Origin of the sequence: Burkholderia sp. WTPI3 (genome assembly GCF_021483755.1) — a bacterium.
In the GTDB taxonomy this organism is placed as follows: domain Bacteria; phylum Pseudomonadota; class Gammaproteobacteria; order Burkholderiales; family Burkholderiaceae; genus Burkholderia.
In genome coordinates this window covers 38,153-56,543 of sequence record NZ_JAGIXF010000047.1, presented here as the reverse complement: position 1 = coordinate 56,543, position 18,391 = coordinate 38,153, and the positions used below count along the sequence as shown (strand labels likewise).

Sequence of the window (18,391 nt, the reverse complement as noted above, 5' to 3'; positions counted from 1 at the left end):
AAGCGTCAGCACGCCGCCGCGCTTCATGCCCGCACGCACGCCCTGCCCGCGCGCCGGCGCGTCGGCAATCAGCACGACGCCCTGCTGGAGCACCGCACAGCCGGCATCGCCGGCCGCAGCGTCAGACGGCGGCGGGGCGCACACGTCGAGCGGCAGGCGCGGCAGATGGATGCCGAGCAAGACGCGCATAGCGGCTCTCCACGATGGGCGACGGCAAATCGAGCGTAAGCGGCTCGCTGCGCGCGGGCCCGCGACGCTTGACGATGTCGAGCGATACGCCGCCCGGCACCGGATACAGCGCGACGCGCAGCACGGCCGGCGACGGCTGGCGTGCTGCCGACAGCGGGCGCAGCATCACGAACAGCGTGTCGCCGGTGCGCGCGGCCGCGAGATGCAGGCGCCGCAACGCATCGGGGCGCGCGTCCTGCCAGAGCAGCAGCGCACCGCAGCAGCCCGTCCTGAGCGCCTGCTCGGCGGCCCACAACGCATCGGCGCGGTTGCCGGTGCGCAGCCACAGCAGCGCGTCGGACGGCACGCCTAGACTGGCGAGCGCGGTCGCATGCGGCGACTGCGGCGGCGCGACGAGCGCCAGCGGACGCCGCGCGCTAACAGTGCGCGCGAGTGCCGGCGCGAGCAGCCGCATCTCGCCGCTGCCCGGCTGCGCTGCCAGCAGTTCGACGAGCCCGCCGACCGGCCAGCCGCCGCCCGGCAGCTCGGCCGACAACGGCGCAAAGCCCGTGTCGATCGTGCGCTGACCGCCGCGCGCGAGCTGCGAGCCGCGCCACAACGACGGATGAAGGGATTCGGGAGAAATGGAGGATGCGAGCATGACGCCACCCACAACTGTATGGATATACAGTATATGGCAATGCGCCCGCGTCGCACAGTACTGGTATGAAACCAGTATTTCGTCAGATGAACCGCGGAAGAAAAGCCGGCGTGCCTGTCATCTCAAGGCGAACCGGCCCGGGCGTGGCCGGCTCGCACCGGCCGAACGCCCACCACCCCGGCCCGGGCGACGCCGGCGAAACCGGATCGCGCCGGCGGTCCGGCAAGCAAACCGGCACGATGCCCGCACCGCACACCGCGCCGATCCGCCTGTCGCGCGTCAGCCGAGCAGCAGCGCATCGTCGTCGAGCTGCTCGTGGCGCACCTTCTCGAACATCTGCAGCAGGTCCGGCACGTCGAGCCCCTTGCGCTGGTCGCCCGACACGTCGAGCACGACCTGCCCCTGGTGCAGCATCACCGTGCGGTCGCCGTAGTCGAGCGCCTGCCGCATGCTGTGCGTGACCATCATCGTCGTCAGCTTGCTCTCGGCGACGATGCGCGCGGTCAGCTCCAGCACGAACGCGGCCGTCTTCGGATCGAGCGCGGCCGTGTGCTCGTCGAGCAGCAGGATCCGCGACGGACGCAGCGATGCCATCAGCAGACTCACCGCCTGCCGCTGCCCGCCCGACAGCAGCCCGATCCGGTCGGTCAGCCGGTTTTCCAGCCCGAGGTTCAGCAGACGCAGCTTGTCGCGGAACAGCTCGCGCGACGGCCGGTCGAGCGCCGCACGAAAACCGCGCCGCGCACCACGCGCCATCGCGAGCGCCATGTTCTCCTCGATCGTCAGCGCCTCGCAAGTGCCGGCCATCGGGTCCTGGAACACGCGTGCGACGAGGTGCGCGCGGTCCCACGCGGGCTGGCGCGTGACGTCCGTGCCGTCGATCGCGATGCGCCCCGAATCGACTCGCTGGTCGCCGCTGACCGCATTGAGGAAGGTCGACTTGCCGGCGCCATTCGAGCCGATCACCGCGACGAACTGGCCGTCGGGAATCTCGAGCGACAGCCCGCGCAGCGCGCGCGTCTCGATCGGCGTGCCGGGGTTGAACGTGAGTTTCAGGTCTTGTGCGGACAGCATGTCATGCCCCTCCGTTCTTGCGCGCGAACAGCTTCTTGCGCGTCGCCGGCAACACCAGCGCGATCGTGACGAGCGCGGCCGTCACGAGGTTCAGGTCCTGCGCCTTCAGGCCGATGAATTCGCTGTTCAGCGCCAGCGCGATGAAGAAGCGGTAGACGATCGCGCCGAGCACGACGGCGAGCGTCGTCAGCACGAGCCGGCGTGCCGGCAGCAGCGTCTCGCCGATGATCACGGCGGCCAGCCCGATCACGATCGTGCCGATCCCCATCGAGATGTCGGCGCCGCCCTGCGTCTGCGCGAAGAGCGCACCGGCGAGCGCGACGAGCGCGTTCGACAGTGCCATCCCGGCAAGCGTCGCGCGGCCCGTCGCGATGCCTTGCGCACGCGCCATCCGCGGGTTCGCGCCGGTCGCGCGCATCGCGAGGCCGAGTTGCGACGAGAAGAACCAGTCGAGGCCGAGTTTCGCGGCCACCACGACGATCGCGAGCAGCGCCGGGCGCAGCACGTAGTCGGGCATCCAGTCGGGTTGCAGCACGGTGAAGATCGTCGGCTCGGTGATGAGCGGCACGTTCGGCCGGCCCATGATCCGCAGGTTCACCGAGTAGAGCGCGATCATCATCAGGATACTGGCGAGCAGATCCATGATCTTCAGGCGCACGTTGAGCCAGCCGGTGACGAAGCCGGCCAGCGCGCCCGCGACGATTGCGATCACCGTCGACGTGAACGGATCGTAGCCGGCGGAGATCAGCGTCGCGGCGACGGCGCCGCCGAGCGGAAAGCTGCCGTCGACGGTCAGGTCGGGGAAATTGAGGATGCGAAACGAGATCAGCACCCCGAGGGCGACGAGACTGAAGATCAGGCCGATCTCCAGGGCGCCCAGAAACGAGAACAGAGACATGATGGGGAAATCCTGTTGCTTCCCGGCCGGACGTGTACGACCGGGCGAAGCGGACGGGCGGCTCCGGGTGGGAGCCGCCCGTCCGGCGATGTTGTCCAGGCCCGGATCGGGCCCGCAAGCGCGGCGGTCGGGCCGCTTACTTGATGACCGTTTTCGCTTCCTTCACGAGATCCGGCGACAGCGTCACGCCCTGCTTCGCGGCCGCGCCCGTGTTCACGAACAGCTCGAGGTTGTTGCTCGTCTCCGACGCGATCGCGCCCGGCTTCTCGCCCTTCAGGATGCGCGCGACGATCTTGCCGGTCTGGCGGCCGAGGTCGCCGTAGTTGATGCCGAGCGCCGCGATGCCGCCGCGCTTCACGCTGTCGGTATCGCCGGCGACGAGCGGGATCTTCGCTTCGTTCGCGACCTTCACGAGCGCTTCGTACGCGGACACGACGTTGTTGTCGGTGTTCGTGTAGATCACGTCGACCTTGCCGATCAGGCTCTTCGCGGCCGGGCCGATGTCGACGGTGCGCGGCGCGGCCGCTTCCTTCAGCGTCATGCCCTGCTTCGCGAGGATCTCCTTGAGCTCCTTCACGACCACGACCGAGTTCGCCTCGCCCGGGTTGTAGACCATGCCGACCGTCTTCGCCTTCGGCACGACGCGCTTGATCAGCGCGACCTGGCGGTCGAGCGGCAGCTTGTCGGACACGCCCGTCACGTTGGTGCCCGACGGGCCCCAGCCCTTCACGAGCTGCGCGGCGACCGGATCGGTCACGCCGGAATAGACGACCGGCACGCTCTTGGTCGCCGCGACGACAGCCTGCGCGGCCGGTGTCGCGATCGCGACGATCACGTCGGGCTGGTCACCGACGAACTTGCGCGCGATCTGCGCGGCCGTGCCCGTGTTGCCCTGCGCGCTCTGGTATTCCCACTTGAGCTTGTCGTCGCCGTAGCCTTGCGCCTTCAGTTCGGCGCGCACGCCGTCGCGGATCGCATCGAGTGCCGGATGGTCGACGATCGACAGCACCTTGACCGTCTGCGCGTGCGCAGCGCCGGCGAGTGCGAGTGCGGCCACGCCGGCCGTGATCGAACGGATCGCGAAAGTCTTGAAACGCTTCATGGGTGAGTCTCCCCCGTATTTGTGTCGGTTCTGGATGATGGATTCCCGCCGCCGTCATGCGGGTGCCGGCGCGCGCAACGCGGCGGCACTGGCCCCGCTCGGCCCCCGGGAAGGCGCGCGGCGACGAACGCATGAGAATACCATTTCCGCAGACCACATCCTGACTCCATGCTTTCGCTCGACAGGCCGACGCGCGCCTGCGCCGCGCCGCGTCGAAACGCGCGAGAAGCCCGGCCGACGGCGGTTTGCGCCAGGGTCGGCGCAACGCGTCAGTCGCCGCCGGGTCCTTACGTTATCCTGTCGATCGACCCAGTTCACTCCAGCAGAGGGCAGATGAAACCGGGGATCCGTGCAGCGGCATTCGCGCCGACCAACTGCAATGCGCCATACGGCGATTGCATGCACGACGCGTTGCGCGAGAGCCGCATGCGCAACAGCAACGGAACGCCGCCCGTCGCCCATAAAAAAAGGCCTGCACACGTGCAGGCCTTCGTTCGGTCAACCGATCACGCTCAGAACGACGCAACCATCGAACCCTTGAACTGCTTCTTGATGAATTCCTTCACTTCCGGCGACTGGTACGCCTTGACCAGCTTCTTCACCCACGGCTGATCCTTGTCCTTCGCGCGCACGGCGATCAGGTTCGCATACGGGCTCGTCAGCGATTCCAGCGCGATCGCGTCCTTGGTCGGCTGCAGGTTTGCGGCGATCGCGTAGTTCGTGTTGATCACGGCTGCGTCGACGTCCGACAGCACGCGCGGCAGTTGCGCGGCGTCGAGTTCGGAGATCTTCAGCTTCTTCGGGTTATCGGCGATGTCGAGCACCGTCGCGTTATTGCCGCCCGTGCCCGCACCGGCCTTCAGCTTGATCACGCCTTGCGTCTGCAGCAGCAGCAGTGCGCGGTTCTCGTTCGAGGGATCGTTCGGCACCGCGAGCTTCGCGCCTTGCGGCAGATCCTTCAGCGACTTGAACTTCTTCGAGTACACGCCCATCGGCGAGATGTAGGTCAGGCCCGCGCTGACGATCTTGTAGCCGCGCTGCTTCACCTGGCTGTCGAGGTAGGGCTGGTGCTGGAAGCTGTTCGCGTCGAGGTCGCCCGCGTCGAGCGCCGCGTTCGGCTGCACGTAGTCGTTGAACTCGATGACCTTCACGTTCAGGCCTTCCTTCTCCTTCGCGACCTTCTGCACGACTTGCCACACTTCCGAATCCGGACCGGCAACCGTACCGACCTTGATCACCTTGTCTTCGGCGTGCGCGCCAGCCGACAGCGTCAGTGCGGCACCGGTGGCCAGCACGGAAAATACCTTCAGGAGACTGCGACGCTTCATCTGTTTCTCGCTTTCTTGCTAACTGAAAATAGGGGCGCGATACGGGTATGCCCCGACTCGCAGGAAGGGGCAAATGGTGTCACAGGATGAGCCGGAAGTGAAATACATCCCGCTCATATAGGTATGCACCGCGACGGTGCTGGCAAGGGTGGCTCGAATCGTCCGTTAGTTGCGTTTCATGAGGCGGAGGGATGGCCTTCCCCTCCGAACTGCCGGCCGGGCACGATGCTCCTTCTCGTCGTGCCCGCCTTCGTCGATAGCCGCGCGGGCTGCGGTCGTTACGCGGCGACCGCTTCTTCTGCGGGCTGCACGCCGAACACCGGTTCGCCCGTCCGCCCACCGGCGCGATGCGACGCGCCACCCCCGTTGCCACCACCGACCCGGAAGGCGCCGACCGCGTCGCGCAGCCGCCCGGCCTGCTCCTGCAGCAACGCGGCAGCGGCGGCGGCCTCCTCGACGAGCGCTGCGTTCTGCTGCGTGACCTGGTCCATCTGCGTGACCGCGCGCCCGACCTGCGTGATGCCGCTCGCCTGCTCTTCCGACGCCGCCGCGATCTCGCCCATGATGTCGGTCACGCACGCGACCGCCTGCAGGATCTCGCCCATCGTCGTGCCGGCCTGGCCGACCAGCATCGAGCCGTTGCGCACGCGCTCGACCGAGTCGACGATCAGCTCGCGGATCTCCTTCGCGGCCGTCGCGCTGCGCTGCGCGAGCGAGCGCACCTCGCCCGCGACCACCGCGAACCCGCGCCCTTGCTCGCCGGCGCGCGCGGCCTCGACCGCCGCATTCAGCGCGAGAATGTTGGTCTGGAACGCAATGCCCTCGATCACGCCGATGATGTCGGCAATCTTGCGCGAGCTGTCGTCGATCTCGCCCATCGTGCCGATCACGCGGCTCACGACGTCGTTGCCGGCACGCGCGATCTCCGATGCGTTGTTCGCGAGCCCGCTTGCCTGCCGCGCGTTGTCGGCGTTTTGCTTCACCGTCGCGGTCAGTTGCTCCATGCTCGCCGCCGTTTCTTCCAGCGACGCGGCCTGCTCCTCGGTACGCTGCGACAGGTCGTCGTTGCCGGACGCGATCTCGCGGCTCGCCGATGCAATCGATTCAGCCGACTGGCGGATCCCGCCGATCGCCGCCTGCAAGCGAGCCTGCATGTCGCGCATCGCCGCCATCATGCTCGTGCTGTCGCCGTCGCGCACGGGCACCGGCCGGCTCAGGTCGCCCTGCGCGATACGGATGGCCAGCGCGGCGGCTTCGTCCGGCTCGCCGCCGAGGCTGCCGCGCACGTTGCGGATGATCACGAGCATCGCCGCGCTGATCACGAAACCGATCACGAACACGACCGCGAGGTGACCGAACAGCGTCCGGTAGCAGGCGGTATCGATATCCTTCAGGAATACGCCGCTCGAGATGTTCCAGTCCCACGGGGCGAAGCGCGCGACGTAGCTGATTTTCGGCACGGCCGTCTCGCTGTGCGGCAGCCGTCCGCGATACTCGGCGAAGCCGCTGCCGGTCGCCTTCGCGGCATTCAGGATGGTGACGAACAGCGGCTTGCCGTCCGGATCGAGATAATCGCCGACCTGCGTGCCGACGAGCTTCGGCAACGTCGGGTGCATCAGCACGACGGGTTTCGAGTCCATCACGAACACGTAGCCCGAATCGCCGTAGCGCATCGCGGCCAGGCTCGCGAGCGCATCGCGCTTCGCGTCGGCTTCGGGCAGCGTGCCGTTCTGCGCGAGCGCGTGATACGCGCGTACGATGCCGGCCGCCGAGTCGACGAGGTTCGCGATGCCTGCCTTGCGTTCGGCGAGCATCGTCGCGCGTGTCTCGTACGCGCTCCATGCGCCGACGCCGAGAAGGCCGATCCATACCAGCGCAAGCGCGATCCACAGCTTGCGGTTCAAACTCATTCTGCTCATCTGCATGCCTCTAGTCGATGTCGATGCCCGGCATGCGCGCGCGATGGTCTCGACCGCGCGCAAACGGTTGCTTCCATATTTACGGCAGCGATGCTTACAACTTGAATACACGCGCCCGGCGTGCGAAGCACGGCACGACACGGAACGGCCGCTGTGCTACAAAGACCGGCTAGCCGGCACGCACCGCGCCGGCGACATTCCAGGGCCATCCATGTACGTCATCGACATCCACTACACCGCGTCGCTCGAGCACATCGACGACGCGCTCGAACGCCATCGCGCGTATCTGCAGCCGCTGCTTGAGCGCGGCATCTTCATCGCGGCAGGGCCGAAGGTGCCGCGCGAAGGCGGCGTGATCCTCGCGGCCCGCATCGATCGCGACGAACTGGACGCGATCCTGAAGACCGATCCGTTCGTGACCGAAGGGCTCGCGACCTATCGCGTGACCGAATTCAGGATCACGCGCGCGGCGCAGGGCTTCAACGTACCGGCACTGCCGTAACGCGCTCGAGCGCGCATGTGCGTGCACGCCGCGCGCTGCGAAGCGGTGATGGCAATTCGAGGGGAAGCAGGAAGAATGCGTGACGGCGCGGCGCGGCCGTCACGCGTATCGCCGGGCGAGCGCCCGGGCGATCATGCGGCGCGTGCCGCTCAGTCGACCAGCAGTTTCAGGTCGTGGACCCACGGGCCGGGGCCCTGGCCGTCGCGCACGAACAGGCGCAGCTTGCCGTCGCGATCGAACACGTAGCTCGCGGCGGTGTGATCCATCGTGTAGCTGCCGGGCGTCTTGCCAGGCACCTTCGCGTAATACACGCGGAAATCCTTCGTGACCTTCTTCAACTGCGCTTCGTCGGCCGGCCGCAGGCCGATGAACGACGGATCGAACGCGGGCACGTATTGGCCGAGCAGCGCGGGCGTATCGCGCTCCGGATCGACGGTGACGAACAGCACCTGCACCCGCTTCGCGGCATCTGGCCCGAGCTGCTTCAGCGCCTCGGACAATTCGGCCATCGTCGTCGGACATACATCCGGGCAGTGCGTATAGCCGAAGAACATCACGACTGCGCGGCCCTTGAAGTCGGCCAGCGTGCGCACCTTGCCGGTCGTGTCGGGCAGCGAGAAATCGGTGCCGAACTGCGTGTTGCCGGTGATGTCGAGATTCTGGAATTTCGGCGCGTTGTCGCATCCGGCGAGCAACAAAGCTGTCGCCAATGCGCACGCCAGCATCCAGCCTTGGCGCGCCCGGCGCCCGAATCGTGAATGGAGCATTGCGTTCAAACCGTGCAGTTACACGCCGAGCAGCGGGCGTGCATAGTGATCGACGAGCAGCGCGGCGAACAGCAGCGACAGGTAGACGATCGAATAACGGAAAGCCTTGCGGGCGAGTTCATCCGAGTAATCGCGATAGATCTTCCACGCATATGCGAGAAACACCGCACCGAGCAGCACCGCGCTCGTCAGGTAGACGGCCCCGCTCATCCCCGAGATGAACGGCATCAGCGTGACCGCGAACAGGATTACCGTGTACAGCAGGATGTGCAGCCGCGTGAACTTCTCGCCGTGCGTGACGGGCAGCATCGGCAGGCCCGCGTTCTCGTAGTCCTTGCGGCGATAGAGCGCGAGCACCCAGAAATGCGGCGGCGTCCACACGAAGATGATCAGCACGAGGATCCACGCGTCGCCCGGCACCGCGCCGGTGACCGCGGCCCAGCCGAGCGCCGGCGGCATCGCGCCCGACGCCCCGCCGATCACGATGTTCTGCGGCGTCATCGGCTTGAGCAGCAGCGTATAGATGACCGCGTAGCCGACGAACGTCGCGATCGTCAGCCACATCGTCAGCGGATTCGTGAACGTATAGAGCGTCCATGCGCCGAGGCCGCCGAGCACGGCGGAGAACAGCAGGATCTGCGGCGTCGTGATCTCGCCACGCGCGGATGGACGCCACGCGGTGCGGCGCATCATCGCGTCGATCTTCTGCTCGACGAGGCAGTTGATCGCGAACGCGGCGCCGGCCAGCAGCCAGATGCCGACCGTGCCGCCGATCAGCACATGCCACGGCACCATGCCCGGCGTCGCGAGAAACATGCCGATCACCGCGCAGAACACTGCGAGCTGCGTGACACGCGGCTTCGTCAGCGCCATGTACTGCGAAAACCGGCTACCGGGCGATTGGGAAAGGGTGCTTTGCATGGGGACGGTCACGCCGGGGCGGCGTCGCGCGCGGGCTGCGCGACACGGCCGGGGCGGCTTGAAAGGATGCGAAAGTTTAACATGACGACGAGCAGCAGCAGGATCGCAGCGCCGCCGTTGTGCGCGACGGCCACCGGCAGCGGCCACTGCAGCACGATGTTGGTCAGGCCCGTCACGAACTGCAGCAGCACGACCAGCAGCACGCCGTTCGCGGGCCGCCGCAGCGACTCGAAGCGGCGCATCTTCAGCGCGAACGCGACCAGATACGCGACGACGACGAGCGCGAACGTGCGGTGCGTCCAGTGGATCGCGACCAGCGCGTCCTGCGTGATCGCCTCGCCGTCCTGCGTCATCCCGAGTGCGCGCCACAGATGGAAGCCCTGGCCGAAGTTCATCGGCGGGATCCACTGCCCGTTGCAGGTCGGGAAATCGGTACACGCGAGCACCGCGTAGTTGGTGCTCACCCAGCCGCCGAGCGCGATCTGCACGACCAGCAGCACCAGCGCCGCAAGCGCAGCCGCGCGGTAGCGGCCTGCCTCCGGATCATGCGACGGCAACGGCGTCTGCCGCGCCGCGAGCCAGCCGAGCGTGCCGAGCAGCGTCAGACCGAGCAGCAGATGGGTCGTGACGATCACCGGCTGCAGCTTCATCGTGACGGTCCAGGCGCCGAACACGCCCTGCACGACGATCAGCAGCAACAGGCTCGTCGGCCACCACGGCGACACGTGCAGCGGCCGGCGGCGCAACCGCGCGGACCACGCGATCACGACCTGCGCGATGATCAGCACGCCGATCGCCATCGCGAAATAGCGGTGAATCATCTCGATCCACGCCTTCGTCATGCTGACGGGGCCGGTCGGCATCGCCTGGTGCGCGGCCGTGATCGCGGCGTGCGCGATGAACGGCGACGACGTGCCGTAACAGCCGGGCCAGTCCGGGCAGCCGAGGCCCGAATCGGTCAGCCGCGTGAAGCCGCCGAACATCACCAGGTCTAGGGTCAGGAACGTGGTGATCCACACCAGCTTGCGGAACTTGTTGTCGTCGGCCTTCACCCATACGTACGACAGCGGCAGCAGCGCGATGCAGAAGCCGATCAGGCCGAGTTGCAGTAGATACGACATCGAATGTTTGCCTCGTTGTCTCGCCTTAACCGATGCTCGACCACTTCAGCAGCTTCGTGACGTCCGTCTTGATCTTGCTGGGGTTCGGGTTCTTCGGGAAACGCATCATCAGGTTGCCGTTCGGGTCGACCATGTAGATATGGTCGGTGTCGCGCGTGCCGGCATCGGCCGGCAGCCACGCGGCCACCGCGGCCGCATCGGCGACCAGCCGGCGCGTGTCGGGATAGGCTTGCAGCACCTTCGGCGGAATCGCGGCCGCATCGCTGCGCAGCCACACCATCGTGATCCGGTGCCGTTCGCCCGCCTGCGTGACGCGGATCTGGCGCATGAAATAGAGCTTTTCCGCGCATGCGTCGTCGCACGCGCTCTTGTCGGTCATCACGAACAGCCACACGCCGCGCAGCGACGACAGCGGAACCGTCTTGCCGGTTTCGTCGGTGACCTGCAGATCGGCCGGAATCGGCCGCTGCGGCTCGATCAGCGTGCCGTAGTTGGTCGAGCCGCCCTTCGGCTTGATCACGTAATAGGTGAAGTACGACGCGAGTATCGGCGCCGCGCACACGAGGCCGAGCAGCACGAGCATCCAGCGGCCGCGCTTGCGGGCCGCCGGAGAAATCGGCGCCGTGGCCGAACCCTGACGGGAAGATTGCATGGACAAATCAAACCTCTCGAAACGAACCCGCGGCATGGCCGCCGCGTCCGGGCATCGCGCTCACGCGCCGGCCGACTTCTTCGCCGCACGCCGCGCGGCGTACAGACCGAAACCGAGCGCGGCCGCCGCCATGGCCCACCACTGAAACATGTAACCGTAATTGCGCTCGACGCCGGTCGTCGCCGCCGGCCAGTCGCGCACGAGCTTGTCGCCGTCATCGCTCGTCTGCTGAATCACGAACGGCTGCAACGGCAGCCCCGTTTCCTTCGCATACGCGCCGACGTCCAGGTTCTGCCTGATCTTCTGGTGCTCGGCCGAGCCGCCCTCGCCAAGCTCGAGCGCGCGCGACGCGTCGGCGCGCGCGATGCCCTCGATCTCGACCTCGCCAGCAGGCGTCGGGAACGGCTCGATCGCCGTGCGATCGGAGATGTTGCGCGGCAGCCAGCCGCGGTTGACCAGCACGACGCCGCCGCCCGTGAGTTTAAACGGCATCACGACATAAAAACCCGGCTGGTCGTTATACGGCCGATTGTCGAGGAACACTGCTTGCTCCGGCATGAAGCGGCCCGTGGCTCGCACGCGGTGAAACTCGATCGACGCCAGCGGCATCGGCTGCGCGCCGACGTCGACGGGTGCCGCGTGCTCGTAGCGGACGATATTCGCCTGCAGCGCTTCCTTCTGGTGCGCGCGGTCGCGCTGCCAGAAACCGAGACGGATCGTGACCGCGACGACGATGAGGATCAGCAGCGCAGGCAGCAGACGAATCTTCATCATGCCACCCGCCAGGCGCATTCGCGAAAGCGAAGTGCGATAATTATCCCCTTCCTTTCGAATTGCCGTCGTCCGGTTCGTGTCATGCACATACTCGTTCCTATTGCCTTCGTCCTCATCATCGCCAGCATGGGCTCGGCGCTCTACTTCATGATGCACGACCGCGGCCATACGAAACGCATGGCCTGGTCGCTCGCCACCCGCGTCGGGCTGTCGATCTCGCTGTTCCTGTTCATCCTGCTCGCGAACTGGATGGGCTGGATCCATTCGACCGGCCTGCCGGTCGGGCGTTGATGCATTCGCCACGGCGGCCGCTGCGACCGCTGTGACATTTCGCCGCACAGCCGCGCCACCAAGCAAAAGCGCCGCCTGACTGAGTCGCGGCGGCGCCGGGGTGGCGTTGAGTGCAAGCAGCCAGCCGCTGCCCCATCCCCGCCAATGAAAACGGCCCGCGCATCGCTGCGCGGGCCGCTATTGCATTTACAGCCAGTAGACGACGACGTACAGGCCGAGCCAGACGACGTCGACGAAGTGCCAGTACCACGCGGCGCCTTCGAATGCGAAGTGATGATCGGGCTTGAAGTGGCCGCGGATCATCCGCACCAGCACCACTGCGAGCATCGTGCCGCCGAGGAACACGTGGAAACCGTGGAAGCCCGTCAGCAGGAAGAACGTCGAGCCATACACGCCCGAGTTCAGCGTCAGGTTCAGTTCGTTGTACGCGTGGTAGTACTCGAAGCCCTGCATGAACAGGAAGCAGATACCGAGCACGAGCGTCGCGGCCAGCCAGGCGATCGCCTTCTTGCGGTGATCGTCACGCAGCGCGTGGTGCGACACCGTCAGCGTCACACCCGACGACAGCAGGAATGCCGTGTTCAGCGTCGGGATCGGCCACGGGCCCATGGTCTTGAAGTGACCGGCGAGCGCGGCGGGGCCTTCGTTCGGCCAAACGGCGGAGAAGTCCGGCCAGATCAGCTTGTAGTCGAGGCTGCCGAGCTGGTGCAGCGCGATTTCACGCGCATAGAACAGCGCGCCGAAGAACGCACCGAAGAACATCACTTCGGAGAAGATGAACCAGCTCATGCTCCAGCGGTACGACTTGTCGACGTTCTTGCCGTAATGACCGCCTTCCGACTCGGAAATCGCGTCACCGAACCAGTGATACAGCGTGAAGAGCAACCACAGCAGGCCCACCAGCGCCGTGTACGGAGCCCAGTCGTGACCGTTGATCCACAGCGCCACCGACCCGAGCATGACCAGCAGGCCGATGGCCGCGCTGATCGGGTGCTGCGACGGATGCGGCACGAAATAGTACGGGGTCTGGTTTTGACCGCTCATGCTTGATTCTCCACTTCAGTCCAATTTGTGTACCGGAAACCGCTCCGGCTTTATTTCTTGCGCGGCGCGACCGCCGCCGCTCTTTCCCGCACGCGGCGCCGAGGCGCCGCGCACTGCATTCTTTCGTGGCCGCGGGCGTCAGCCCACGACCGCGCGCACGATCAGGATCAGCACGCCGATGAACACGCCGGCCGCGATCAACGCGACGATCAGCACGTGCAGCGGATTGAGCTGCGTCGCATCGGCCTCCAGATCGCGCCGCTTGCGCACACCGAAGAACGACCACAACACCGCCTTCAGCGCCTGGCCGAACGTGCCGTTCCGCCTGGTCTCCGTCATCGCCCTGTCTCCGTCGTCATGCGCCCGGGGTCGCCGCGCCCTGCGCGGCCGTACTGCGCTGCGCCGGCGCCGACGCGGCCGGTGTATTCAGTTCGAAGAACGTGTACGACAGCGTGATCGTCTTCACGTCCTTCGGCAATTTCGGATCGATCACGAACACCACCGGCATCCTGCGCGACTCGTTCGCGGCCAGCGTCTGCTGCGTAAAGCAAAAGCACTCGATCTTCTTGAAGAACTCCGTCGCCTGCTTCGGCGCGTAGCTCGGAATCGCCTGCGCGACCACCGGACGGCCCTGCCCGTTCGCCACGTCGTACATGATCGTCGTCAGTTCGCCCGGATGCACGTCGAGGCTGTTGTGCTCCGGCTTGAAGCCGAGCGGGCCGCGTGCATTCGCATCGAATTCGACCGACACCGTACGGCTGTAGTCGACCTGCGAATTCTTTGCCTCACGTTCGCTGACGTCGCGCTGCACCAGGTTGTTGATACCGGTGACCTGGCAAATCGCGCGATACATCGGAATCAGCGCGAAGCCGAAGCCGAACATCAGTGCGGCCACGACGAAGAGCTTCACCAGCATCGAACGATTGAATGCGCGATCGACGGCGCCCTCTTCCGGCTTCGACATACGACTGCTTCCTCGCTACTACGTCAGTTACTGCATCAGTGTGTGGACAGCCACCACTGCTTGATCACGACACCCACAAAGAAAACGGCGGCGATGACGAGCAGGATGAGGCCGAGCCGCTTGTTGCCCGCGCGAATCTGCTCGGGCGTACGTCTTTGTTGTGGATTCCGGTTCATCTGAAACTTCGCTGAAACTTCGGTTCGGCGCCCGCCGCGCCTGCCTGCACGGCAGGCAGCGGCGGAGCGCCCGGTGAAACTTATTCGACGTGCGGCGGTTGCTCGAACGTGTGGAAGGGAGCCGGGCTCGGCACCGTCCACTCGAGGCCCGTCGCGCCATCCCACGGCTTGTCCGACGCCTTTTCCAGCTCGCCGCCGCCACGGTAGGCCGGCAGCGCGACTGCGAACAGGAAGTACACCTGCGCGAGGCCGAAGCCGAATGCGCCGATCGTCGCCACCTGGTTGAAGTCCGTGAACTGCGCCGGGTAGTCCGCATAGCGGCGCGGCATGCCCGCGAGACCGACGAAGTGCATCGGGAAGAACGTCAGGTTGAAGAAGATCATCGACGACCAGAAGTGGATCTTGCCGCGCGTCTCGTTGTACATCCAGCCCGTCCACTTCGGTGACCAGTAGTACCAGCCCGCGAACAGCGCGAACAGCGACCCGGCCACCAGCACGTAGTGGAAGTGCGCCACCACGAAGTAAGTACCGTGGTACTGGATGTCGAGCGGTGCCATTGCCAGCATCAGGCCCGTCAGACCGCCGAACGTGAACACGAACAGGAAGCCGATCGCGAACAGCATCGGGGTTTCGAACGTCATCGAACCGCGCCACATCGTCGCGAGCCAGTTGAACACCTTCACGCCCGTCGGCACGGCGATCAGCATCGTCGCGTACATGAAGAACAGCTGACCGGTGACCGGCATGCCCGTTGCGAACATGTGGTGCGCCCAGACCATGAACGACAGGATTGCGATCGAAGCCGTCGCGTACACCATCGAGCTATAGCCGAACAGCGTCTTGCGCGCGAACGCCGGGATCACCTGCGACACGATCCCGAACGCCGGCAGAATCATGATGTACACCTCGGGGTGGCCGAAGAACCAGAAGATGTGCTGGTACATCACCGGGTCGCCGCCGCCTGCCGCGTTGAAGAACGACGTGCCGAAGTGGCGGTCGAACAGCACCATCGTGATCGCGCCTGCCAGAACCGGCATCACGGCGATCAGCAGGTACGCCGTGATCAGCCACGTCCAAGCGAACATCGGCATCTTCATCAGCGTCATGCCCGGTGCGCGCATGTTCAGGATCGTCACGACGATGTTGATACCGCCCATGATCGACGATGCACCCATCAAGTGGACCGCGAAGATCGCGAAGTCCATGCCCGGGCCCATCTGCGTCGACAGCGGTGCGTACAGCGTCCAGCCGGCAGCCGTCGCGCCGCCCGGCGCGAAGAACGAGCCGACCAGCAGCACGGCTGCAACCGGCAGCAGCCAGAAGCTGAAGTTGTTCATCCGCGCGAACGCCATGTCCGATGCGCCGATCTGCAGCGGAATCATCCAGTTCGCGAAGCCGACGAATGCCGGCATGATCGCGCCGAACACCATGATCAGGCCGTGCATCGTCGTGAGTTCGTTGAAGAACTCCGGACGCATGATCTGCAGGCCCGGCTCGAACAACTCGGCACGGATGCCGAGCGCCATCACGCCGCCCGACAGGAACATGATGAACGAGAACAGCAGGTACAGCGTACCGATGTCCTTGTGGTTGGTGGCGAACAGCCAGCGCCGCCAGCCGTGCGGTGTTTCGTGCGCGTGGTCGTCGTGCGCGTGGTCCGCGGCTACGTCGTGCCCGATGCTAGACATGAGAATCTCCTAATGCGAATACGTCGACTAACTCAGCGACACGTCAAGCCGCCGGGCCGATCTCGACACGCCGGGCTTCCTTCGCGTCCGCCCCGCCCGTGATCGTTTCCGGCTTTTTGAGAATAATGTGGTCTTCCGCCACGCCTGCTGCCTTCAGCGCGTCGCGCACGGCTTGTGCACGATGCTTGGCCAGTTCGGCGTTCGCGTCGGCCGAGCCCGTCTTGTCGGTGAAACCCGACAGCGCGAGCTTCGCGTCCGGATGTGCCTTCGCATAGTCGGCCGCTGCGGCGATCGCTGCTTTCGCATCCGCCGGCAATACGCTCTTGCCCGTCTCGAAATAGATCGTCGACAGTGCGGCCGATGCCGCCGGCTGCTCGGCTGCGCCCGACGCGGCTTGCGCCGGTGCCGAGGCTGCTTCTGCCGGTGCTGCCGCGCCTGCCGTGTCTTCCGGCATCTTGCCGTTGCGCGCGTCAGCCACTTGCTTCGGCTGCAGCAGATCGTTCCTGTGGTTGCCCCACGAATTGCGCTCGTAAGTGATGACCGATGCGATGTCGAGGTCCGACAGCGACGCCCACGACGGCATTGCACCCTTGCCGTGCAGCACGCGCTCGAGGTGGCCGGCGATCGGGCCGTTCACGATCGGGCTGCCGTCCATTGCCGGGAATGCGCCGAGACCCTTGCCGTTCACCTGGTGGCAGGCCGCGCAGTTCGCCTTGTAGACGTCCTCGCCGTGCGAGACGAGTTCGGCCATCGTGTAAACCTTGTTCGGATCGACCGCCGCGCCGGCCAGCTTGGCCTTCTGCGCCGTGACCCACTTCGCGTAGTCGTCTTCCGACAGGACAACGACTACGACCGGCATGAACGCATGTTCCTTGCCGCACAGTTCGGTACAGAAGCCGCGGAACGTGCCGACCTTGTCAGCCTTGAACCACGTGTCGCGCACGAAGCCGGGGATCGCATCCTGCTTCACGCCGAACGCGGGCACGTACCACGAGTGGACGACGTCGTTCGCGGTCGTGATGATGCGGATCTTCTTGTTGACCGGCACGACGAGCGGGTTGTCGACTTCCTGCAGATAGGTGTCGGTGATCGGCTTCTTGCCCATCACTTCATCACGCGGGGTGCTGAGCGTCGACAGGAAGCTGATGCCCTCGCCCGGGCCCTTCACGTAGTCGTAGCCCCACTTCCACTGGTAGCCGGTGACCTTGATCGTGAGGTCGGCGTTGGTCGTGTCCTTCATGGCGACGACAGCCTTCGTCGCCGGCAGCGCCATCAATACGACGATGATGAACGGCACGATCGTCCAGATGATTTCGACGGTCGTGCTTTCATGGAAATTGGCGGCCTTGAAGCCCTTGGATTTGCGGTGCGCGAAGATCGAATAGAACATCACGCCAAACACGCCGACGAAGATCACCGTACACAGGATCAGCATCATCGTGTGGAGGTCGTAGAGCTCCTCGGCGATCTTCGTGACAGGCGGCTGAAAGTTGATCTCGTTGACGCGGGGGCCGCCCGGGCTATCACCGACCGCCAGAGCAGCGCCGGCAAAGAGCAATCCGCTGCATGCCAGCACGCCCGTGAGGGCTCGCTTGATTGTTTTCATAGCATCCTTACCCAAAATTTCCATTCAAACCCTCCCCCGTCGCAAGACGCCGGCCTCTCTGCGGCCGGTGCCCGCGCCTCGTCAGCCGCAGCGCCTGAGCGACACGCGCAGTTCGTCGGCGAACTGCGCACGCTTGTACTGCGCGAGATGCTGCCCGATCACGACGGTCTGCCCGCGCGATACCAGTCGAATCGGATCGCGTGGCGTCGCACCCGGCTCGACCCGCACCCAGCGCGGATTGAATTCGATCTGCGTGAGCCGCTCCGCATCCATCCGCTCGATCAGGAGCCGGTGCGGAAACAGCCTGATGCGCTCGTAATCGACTGCGTGGCGAGCATAAATCGCAAATGCGACACCCACTACAAGCAACTCGATTCCGGTGAAGGGCATGACGAGCCAGGCCCCCCGCCACATCAGCAATGCCGCGATCACCAGCGAGAAGCCCGCGAGCGACGCGTAAAACAGCACGAACTGGCGCGGCGACACCGAACAATTGCGTTTCATGAGCCAGTCTGCGATGACCGGTTCGTTGTTCGTCGTCTCCGCCAAAACCCTCGCTGCTTCCATCGCCGCCTCACGCGAATGGCATGCGATGCATGCCTGCATCGGACTCGTCGCCCCGTATTGCGGGGACCCGGGGACGACAAGCTGACGCATTATAGGCGGGTTCAATGGCATCCACAAGCAAGCGCCTATCGGCCCGCGAGCCAAGCGCCACAAGCTTCCCGGCCATTT

20 protein-coding genes and 1 pseudogene are annotated in these 18,391 nt (G+C 65.7%); 2 read left to right on the top strand and 19 right to left on the bottom strand.

Annotated elements, in window-relative coordinates; all coding sequences use genetic code 11:
- The 7 genes and pseudogenes from J7024_RS23550 to J7024_RS23520 form a co-directional block, all read right to left on the bottom strand.
- Positions 1-189, bottom strand: a pseudogene (locus J7024_RS23550) (DNA polymerase Y family protein); the annotation flags it as partial.
- On the bottom strand, positions 122-829 hold the full coding sequence (gene imuA / locus J7024_RS23545) for a translesion DNA synthesis-associated protein ImuA (protein ID WP_175750989.1): 708 nt from the start codon (positions 827-829) through the stop codon (positions 122-124). The gene imuA and the pseudogene J7024_RS23550, both read right to left, overlap by 68 nt.
- 279 nt (positions 830-1,108) lie before the next feature.
- Positions 1,109-1,903, bottom strand: a complete 795-nt coding sequence (locus J7024_RS23540; protein ID WP_096507389.1) for an ABC transporter ATP-binding protein — start codon at positions 1,901-1,903, stop codon at positions 1,109-1,111.
- Position 1,904: 1 nt separating this feature from the next.
- Positions 1,905-2,801 (bottom strand): ABC transporter permease, encoded by an 897-nt coding sequence (locus tag J7024_RS23535; protein WP_124827867.1) that lies wholly within the window; start codon positions 2,799-2,801, stop codon positions 1,905-1,907.
- 136 nt (positions 2,802-2,937) lie between these two features.
- A complete protein-coding gene (locus J7024_RS23530; RefSeq protein ID WP_124827866.1) occupies positions 2,938-3,903 on the bottom strand; it encodes an ABC transporter substrate-binding protein in 966 nt (321 codons plus the stop codon).
- A 512-nt stretch (positions 3,904-4,415) separates the two neighbouring features.
- Positions 4,416-5,231: a MetQ/NlpA family ABC transporter substrate-binding protein gene (locus J7024_RS23525; RefSeq protein ID WP_124827864.1), complete on the bottom strand. Its 816-nt coding sequence runs from the start codon at positions 5,229-5,231 to the stop codon at positions 4,416-4,418.
- Positions 5,232-5,509: 278 nt separating this feature from the next.
- Positions 5,510-7,150: a methyl-accepting chemotaxis protein gene (locus tag J7024_RS23520; protein WP_234745539.1), complete on the bottom strand. Its 1,641-nt coding sequence runs from the start codon at positions 7,148-7,150 to the stop codon at positions 5,510-5,512.
- A 211-nt stretch (positions 7,151-7,361) separates the two neighbouring features.
- Here J7024_RS23520 and J7024_RS23515 point away from each other — a divergent pair, with 211 nt between their 5' ends.
- Positions 7,362-7,652 carry a YciI family protein gene (locus J7024_RS23515; RefSeq protein ID WP_124827862.1) on the top strand — a complete coding sequence of 97 codons (291 nt, stop codon included), beginning with the start codon at positions 7,362-7,364 and terminating at the stop codon, positions 7,650-7,652.
- 149 nt (positions 7,653-7,801) lie between these two features.
- Here the strand turns inward: J7024_RS23515 and J7024_RS23510 are convergent, their stop codons facing one another.
- The 5 genes from J7024_RS23510 to J7024_RS23490 are packed head-to-tail and all read right to left on the bottom strand — an operon-like array spanning position 7,802 to position 11,884.
- Positions 7,802-8,419 (bottom strand): SCO family protein, encoded by a 618-nt coding sequence (locus J7024_RS23510; protein WP_124827861.1) that lies wholly within the window; start codon positions 8,417-8,419, stop codon positions 7,802-7,804.
- A gap of 18 nt (positions 8,420-8,437) precedes the next feature.
- Positions 8,438-9,340: a heme o synthase gene (gene cyoE, locus J7024_RS23505; protein WP_124827860.1), complete on the bottom strand. Its 903-nt coding sequence runs from the start codon at positions 9,338-9,340 to the stop codon at positions 8,438-8,440.
- Between the two features lie 8 nt (positions 9,341-9,348).
- Positions 9,349-10,461: a COX15/CtaA family protein gene (locus tag J7024_RS23500; RefSeq protein ID WP_175750987.1), complete on the bottom strand. Its 1,113-nt coding sequence runs from the start codon at positions 10,459-10,461 to the stop codon at positions 9,349-9,351.
- A 25-nt stretch (positions 10,462-10,486) separates the two neighbouring features.
- Complete coding sequence (locus tag J7024_RS23495) at positions 10,487-11,113, bottom strand: SCO family protein (protein WP_175796167.1); 627 nt, start codon at positions 11,111-11,113, stop codon at positions 10,487-10,489.
- 60 nt (positions 11,114-11,173) lie between these two features.
- Positions 11,174-11,884, bottom strand: a complete 711-nt coding sequence (locus tag J7024_RS23490) for an SURF1 family protein (RefSeq protein WP_233409980.1) — start codon at positions 11,882-11,884, stop codon at positions 11,174-11,176.
- An 84-nt stretch (positions 11,885-11,968) separates the two neighbouring features.
- Between J7024_RS23490 and J7024_RS23485 the strand changes: the two genes are divergently transcribed.
- A complete protein-coding gene (locus J7024_RS23485) occupies positions 11,969-12,178 on the top strand; it encodes a twin transmembrane helix small protein (RefSeq protein WP_124827856.1) in 210 nt (69 codons plus the stop codon).
- A gap of 186 nt (positions 12,179-12,364) precedes the next feature.
- Here the strand turns inward: J7024_RS23485 and J7024_RS23480 are convergent, their stop codons facing one another.
- The 7 genes from J7024_RS23480 to J7024_RS23450 form a co-directional block, all read right to left on the bottom strand.
- Positions 12,365-13,222 carry a cytochrome c oxidase subunit 3 gene (locus J7024_RS23480; RefSeq protein ID WP_096507400.1) on the bottom strand — a complete coding sequence of 286 codons (858 nt, stop codon included), beginning with the start codon at positions 13,220-13,222 and terminating at the stop codon, positions 12,365-12,367.
- A 138-nt stretch (positions 13,223-13,360) separates the two neighbouring features.
- Positions 13,361-13,561, bottom strand: a complete 201-nt coding sequence (locus tag J7024_RS23475) for a DUF2970 domain-containing protein (RefSeq protein ID WP_124827855.1) — start codon at positions 13,559-13,561, stop codon at positions 13,361-13,363.
- Positions 13,562-13,577: 16 nt separating this feature from the next.
- Complete coding sequence (locus J7024_RS23470; RefSeq protein WP_124827854.1) at positions 13,578-14,186, bottom strand: cytochrome c oxidase assembly protein; 609 nt, start codon at positions 14,184-14,186, stop codon at positions 13,578-13,580.
- Positions 14,187-14,221: 35 nt separating this feature from the next.
- A complete protein-coding gene (locus J7024_RS23465; protein ID WP_027789063.1) occupies positions 14,222-14,362 on the bottom strand; it encodes a cytochrome oxidase small assembly protein in 141 nt (46 codons plus the stop codon).
- Positions 14,363-14,442: 80 nt separating this feature from the next.
- Complete coding sequence (gene ctaD / locus J7024_RS23460; protein WP_124827853.1) at positions 14,443-16,050, bottom strand: cytochrome c oxidase subunit I; 1,608 nt, start codon at positions 16,048-16,050, stop codon at positions 14,443-14,445.
- Positions 16,051-16,093: 43 nt separating this feature from the next.
- Positions 16,094-17,680: a cytochrome c oxidase subunit II gene (coxB, locus tag J7024_RS23455; RefSeq protein ID WP_124827852.1), complete on the bottom strand. Its 1,587-nt coding sequence runs from the start codon at positions 17,678-17,680 to the stop codon at positions 16,094-16,096.
- A gap of 57 nt (positions 17,681-17,737) precedes the next feature.
- Positions 17,738-18,262 carry a DUF2244 domain-containing protein gene (locus J7024_RS23450; RefSeq protein WP_124827851.1) on the bottom strand — a complete coding sequence of 175 codons (525 nt, stop codon included), beginning with the start codon at positions 18,260-18,262 and terminating at the stop codon, positions 17,738-17,740.
- Positions 18,263-18,391: the final 129 nt, after the last annotated feature.

Excerpts from the sequence above, each read along its gene's own strand:
- imuA (WP_175750989.1), bottom strand. The coding sequence starts at position 829 with ATGCTCGCATCCTCCATTTCTCCCGAATCCCTTCATCCGTCGTTGTGG.
- J7024_RS23540 (WP_096507389.1), bottom strand. The coding sequence starts at position 1,903 with ATGCTGTCCGCACAAGACCTGAAACTCACGTTCAACCCCGGCACGCCG.
- J7024_RS23535 (WP_124827867.1), bottom strand. The coding sequence starts at position 2,801 with ATGTCTCTGTTCTCGTTTCTGGGCGCCCTGGAGATCGGCCTGATCTTC.
- J7024_RS23530 (WP_124827866.1), bottom strand. The coding sequence starts at position 3,903 with ATGAAGCGTTTCAAGACTTTCGCGATCCGTTCGATCACGGCCGGCGTG.
- J7024_RS23525 (WP_124827864.1), bottom strand. The coding sequence starts at position 5,231 with ATGAAGCGTCGCAGTCTCCTGAAGGTATTTTCCGTGCTGGCCACCGGT.
- J7024_RS23520 (WP_234745539.1), bottom strand. The coding sequence starts at position 7,150 with ATGAGCAGAATGAGTTTGAACCGCAAGCTGTGGATCGCGCTTGCGCTG.
- J7024_RS23515 (WP_124827862.1), top strand. The coding sequence starts at position 7,362 with ATGTACGTCATCGACATCCACTACACCGCGTCGCTCGAGCACATCGAC.
- J7024_RS23510 (WP_124827861.1), bottom strand. The coding sequence starts at position 8,419 with ATGCTCCATTCACGATTCGGGCGCCGGGCGCGCCAAGGCTGGATGCTG.
- cyoE (WP_124827860.1), bottom strand. The coding sequence starts at position 9,340 with ATGCAAAGCACCCTTTCCCAATCGCCCGGTAGCCGGTTTTCGCAGTAC.
- J7024_RS23500 (WP_175750987.1), bottom strand. The coding sequence starts at position 10,461 with ATGTCGTATCTACTGCAACTCGGCCTGATCGGCTTCTGCATCGCGCTG.
- J7024_RS23495 (WP_175796167.1), bottom strand. The coding sequence starts at position 11,113 with ATGCAATCTTCCCGTCAGGGTTCGGCCACGGCGCCGATTTCTCCGGCG.
- J7024_RS23490 (WP_233409980.1), bottom strand. The coding sequence starts at position 11,884 with ATGAAGATTCGTCTGCTGCCTGCGCTGCTGATCCTCATCGTCGTCGCG.
- J7024_RS23485 (WP_124827856.1), top strand. The coding sequence starts at position 11,969 with ATGCACATACTCGTTCCTATTGCCTTCGTCCTCATCATCGCCAGCATG.
- J7024_RS23480 (WP_096507400.1), bottom strand. The coding sequence starts at position 13,222 with ATGAGCGGTCAAAACCAGACCCCGTACTATTTCGTGCCGCATCCGTCG.
- J7024_RS23475 (WP_124827855.1), bottom strand. The coding sequence starts at position 13,561 with ATGACGGAGACCAGGCGGAACGGCACGTTCGGCCAGGCGCTGAAGGCG.
- J7024_RS23470 (WP_124827854.1), bottom strand. The coding sequence starts at position 14,186 with ATGTCGAAGCCGGAAGAGGGCGCCGTCGATCGCGCATTCAATCGTTCG.
- J7024_RS23465 (WP_027789063.1), bottom strand. The coding sequence starts at position 14,362 with ATGAACCGGAATCCACAACAAAGACGTACGCCCGAGCAGATTCGCGCG.
- ctaD (WP_124827853.1), bottom strand. The coding sequence starts at position 16,050 with ATGTCTAGCATCGGGCACGACGTAGCCGCGGACCACGCGCACGACGAC.
- coxB (WP_124827852.1), bottom strand. The coding sequence starts at position 17,680 with ATGGAAATTTTGGGTAAGGATGCTATGAAAACAATCAAGCGAGCCCTC.
- J7024_RS23450 (WP_124827851.1), bottom strand. The coding sequence starts at position 18,262 with ATGCAGGCATGCATCGCATGCCATTCGCGTGAGGCGGCGATGGAAGCA.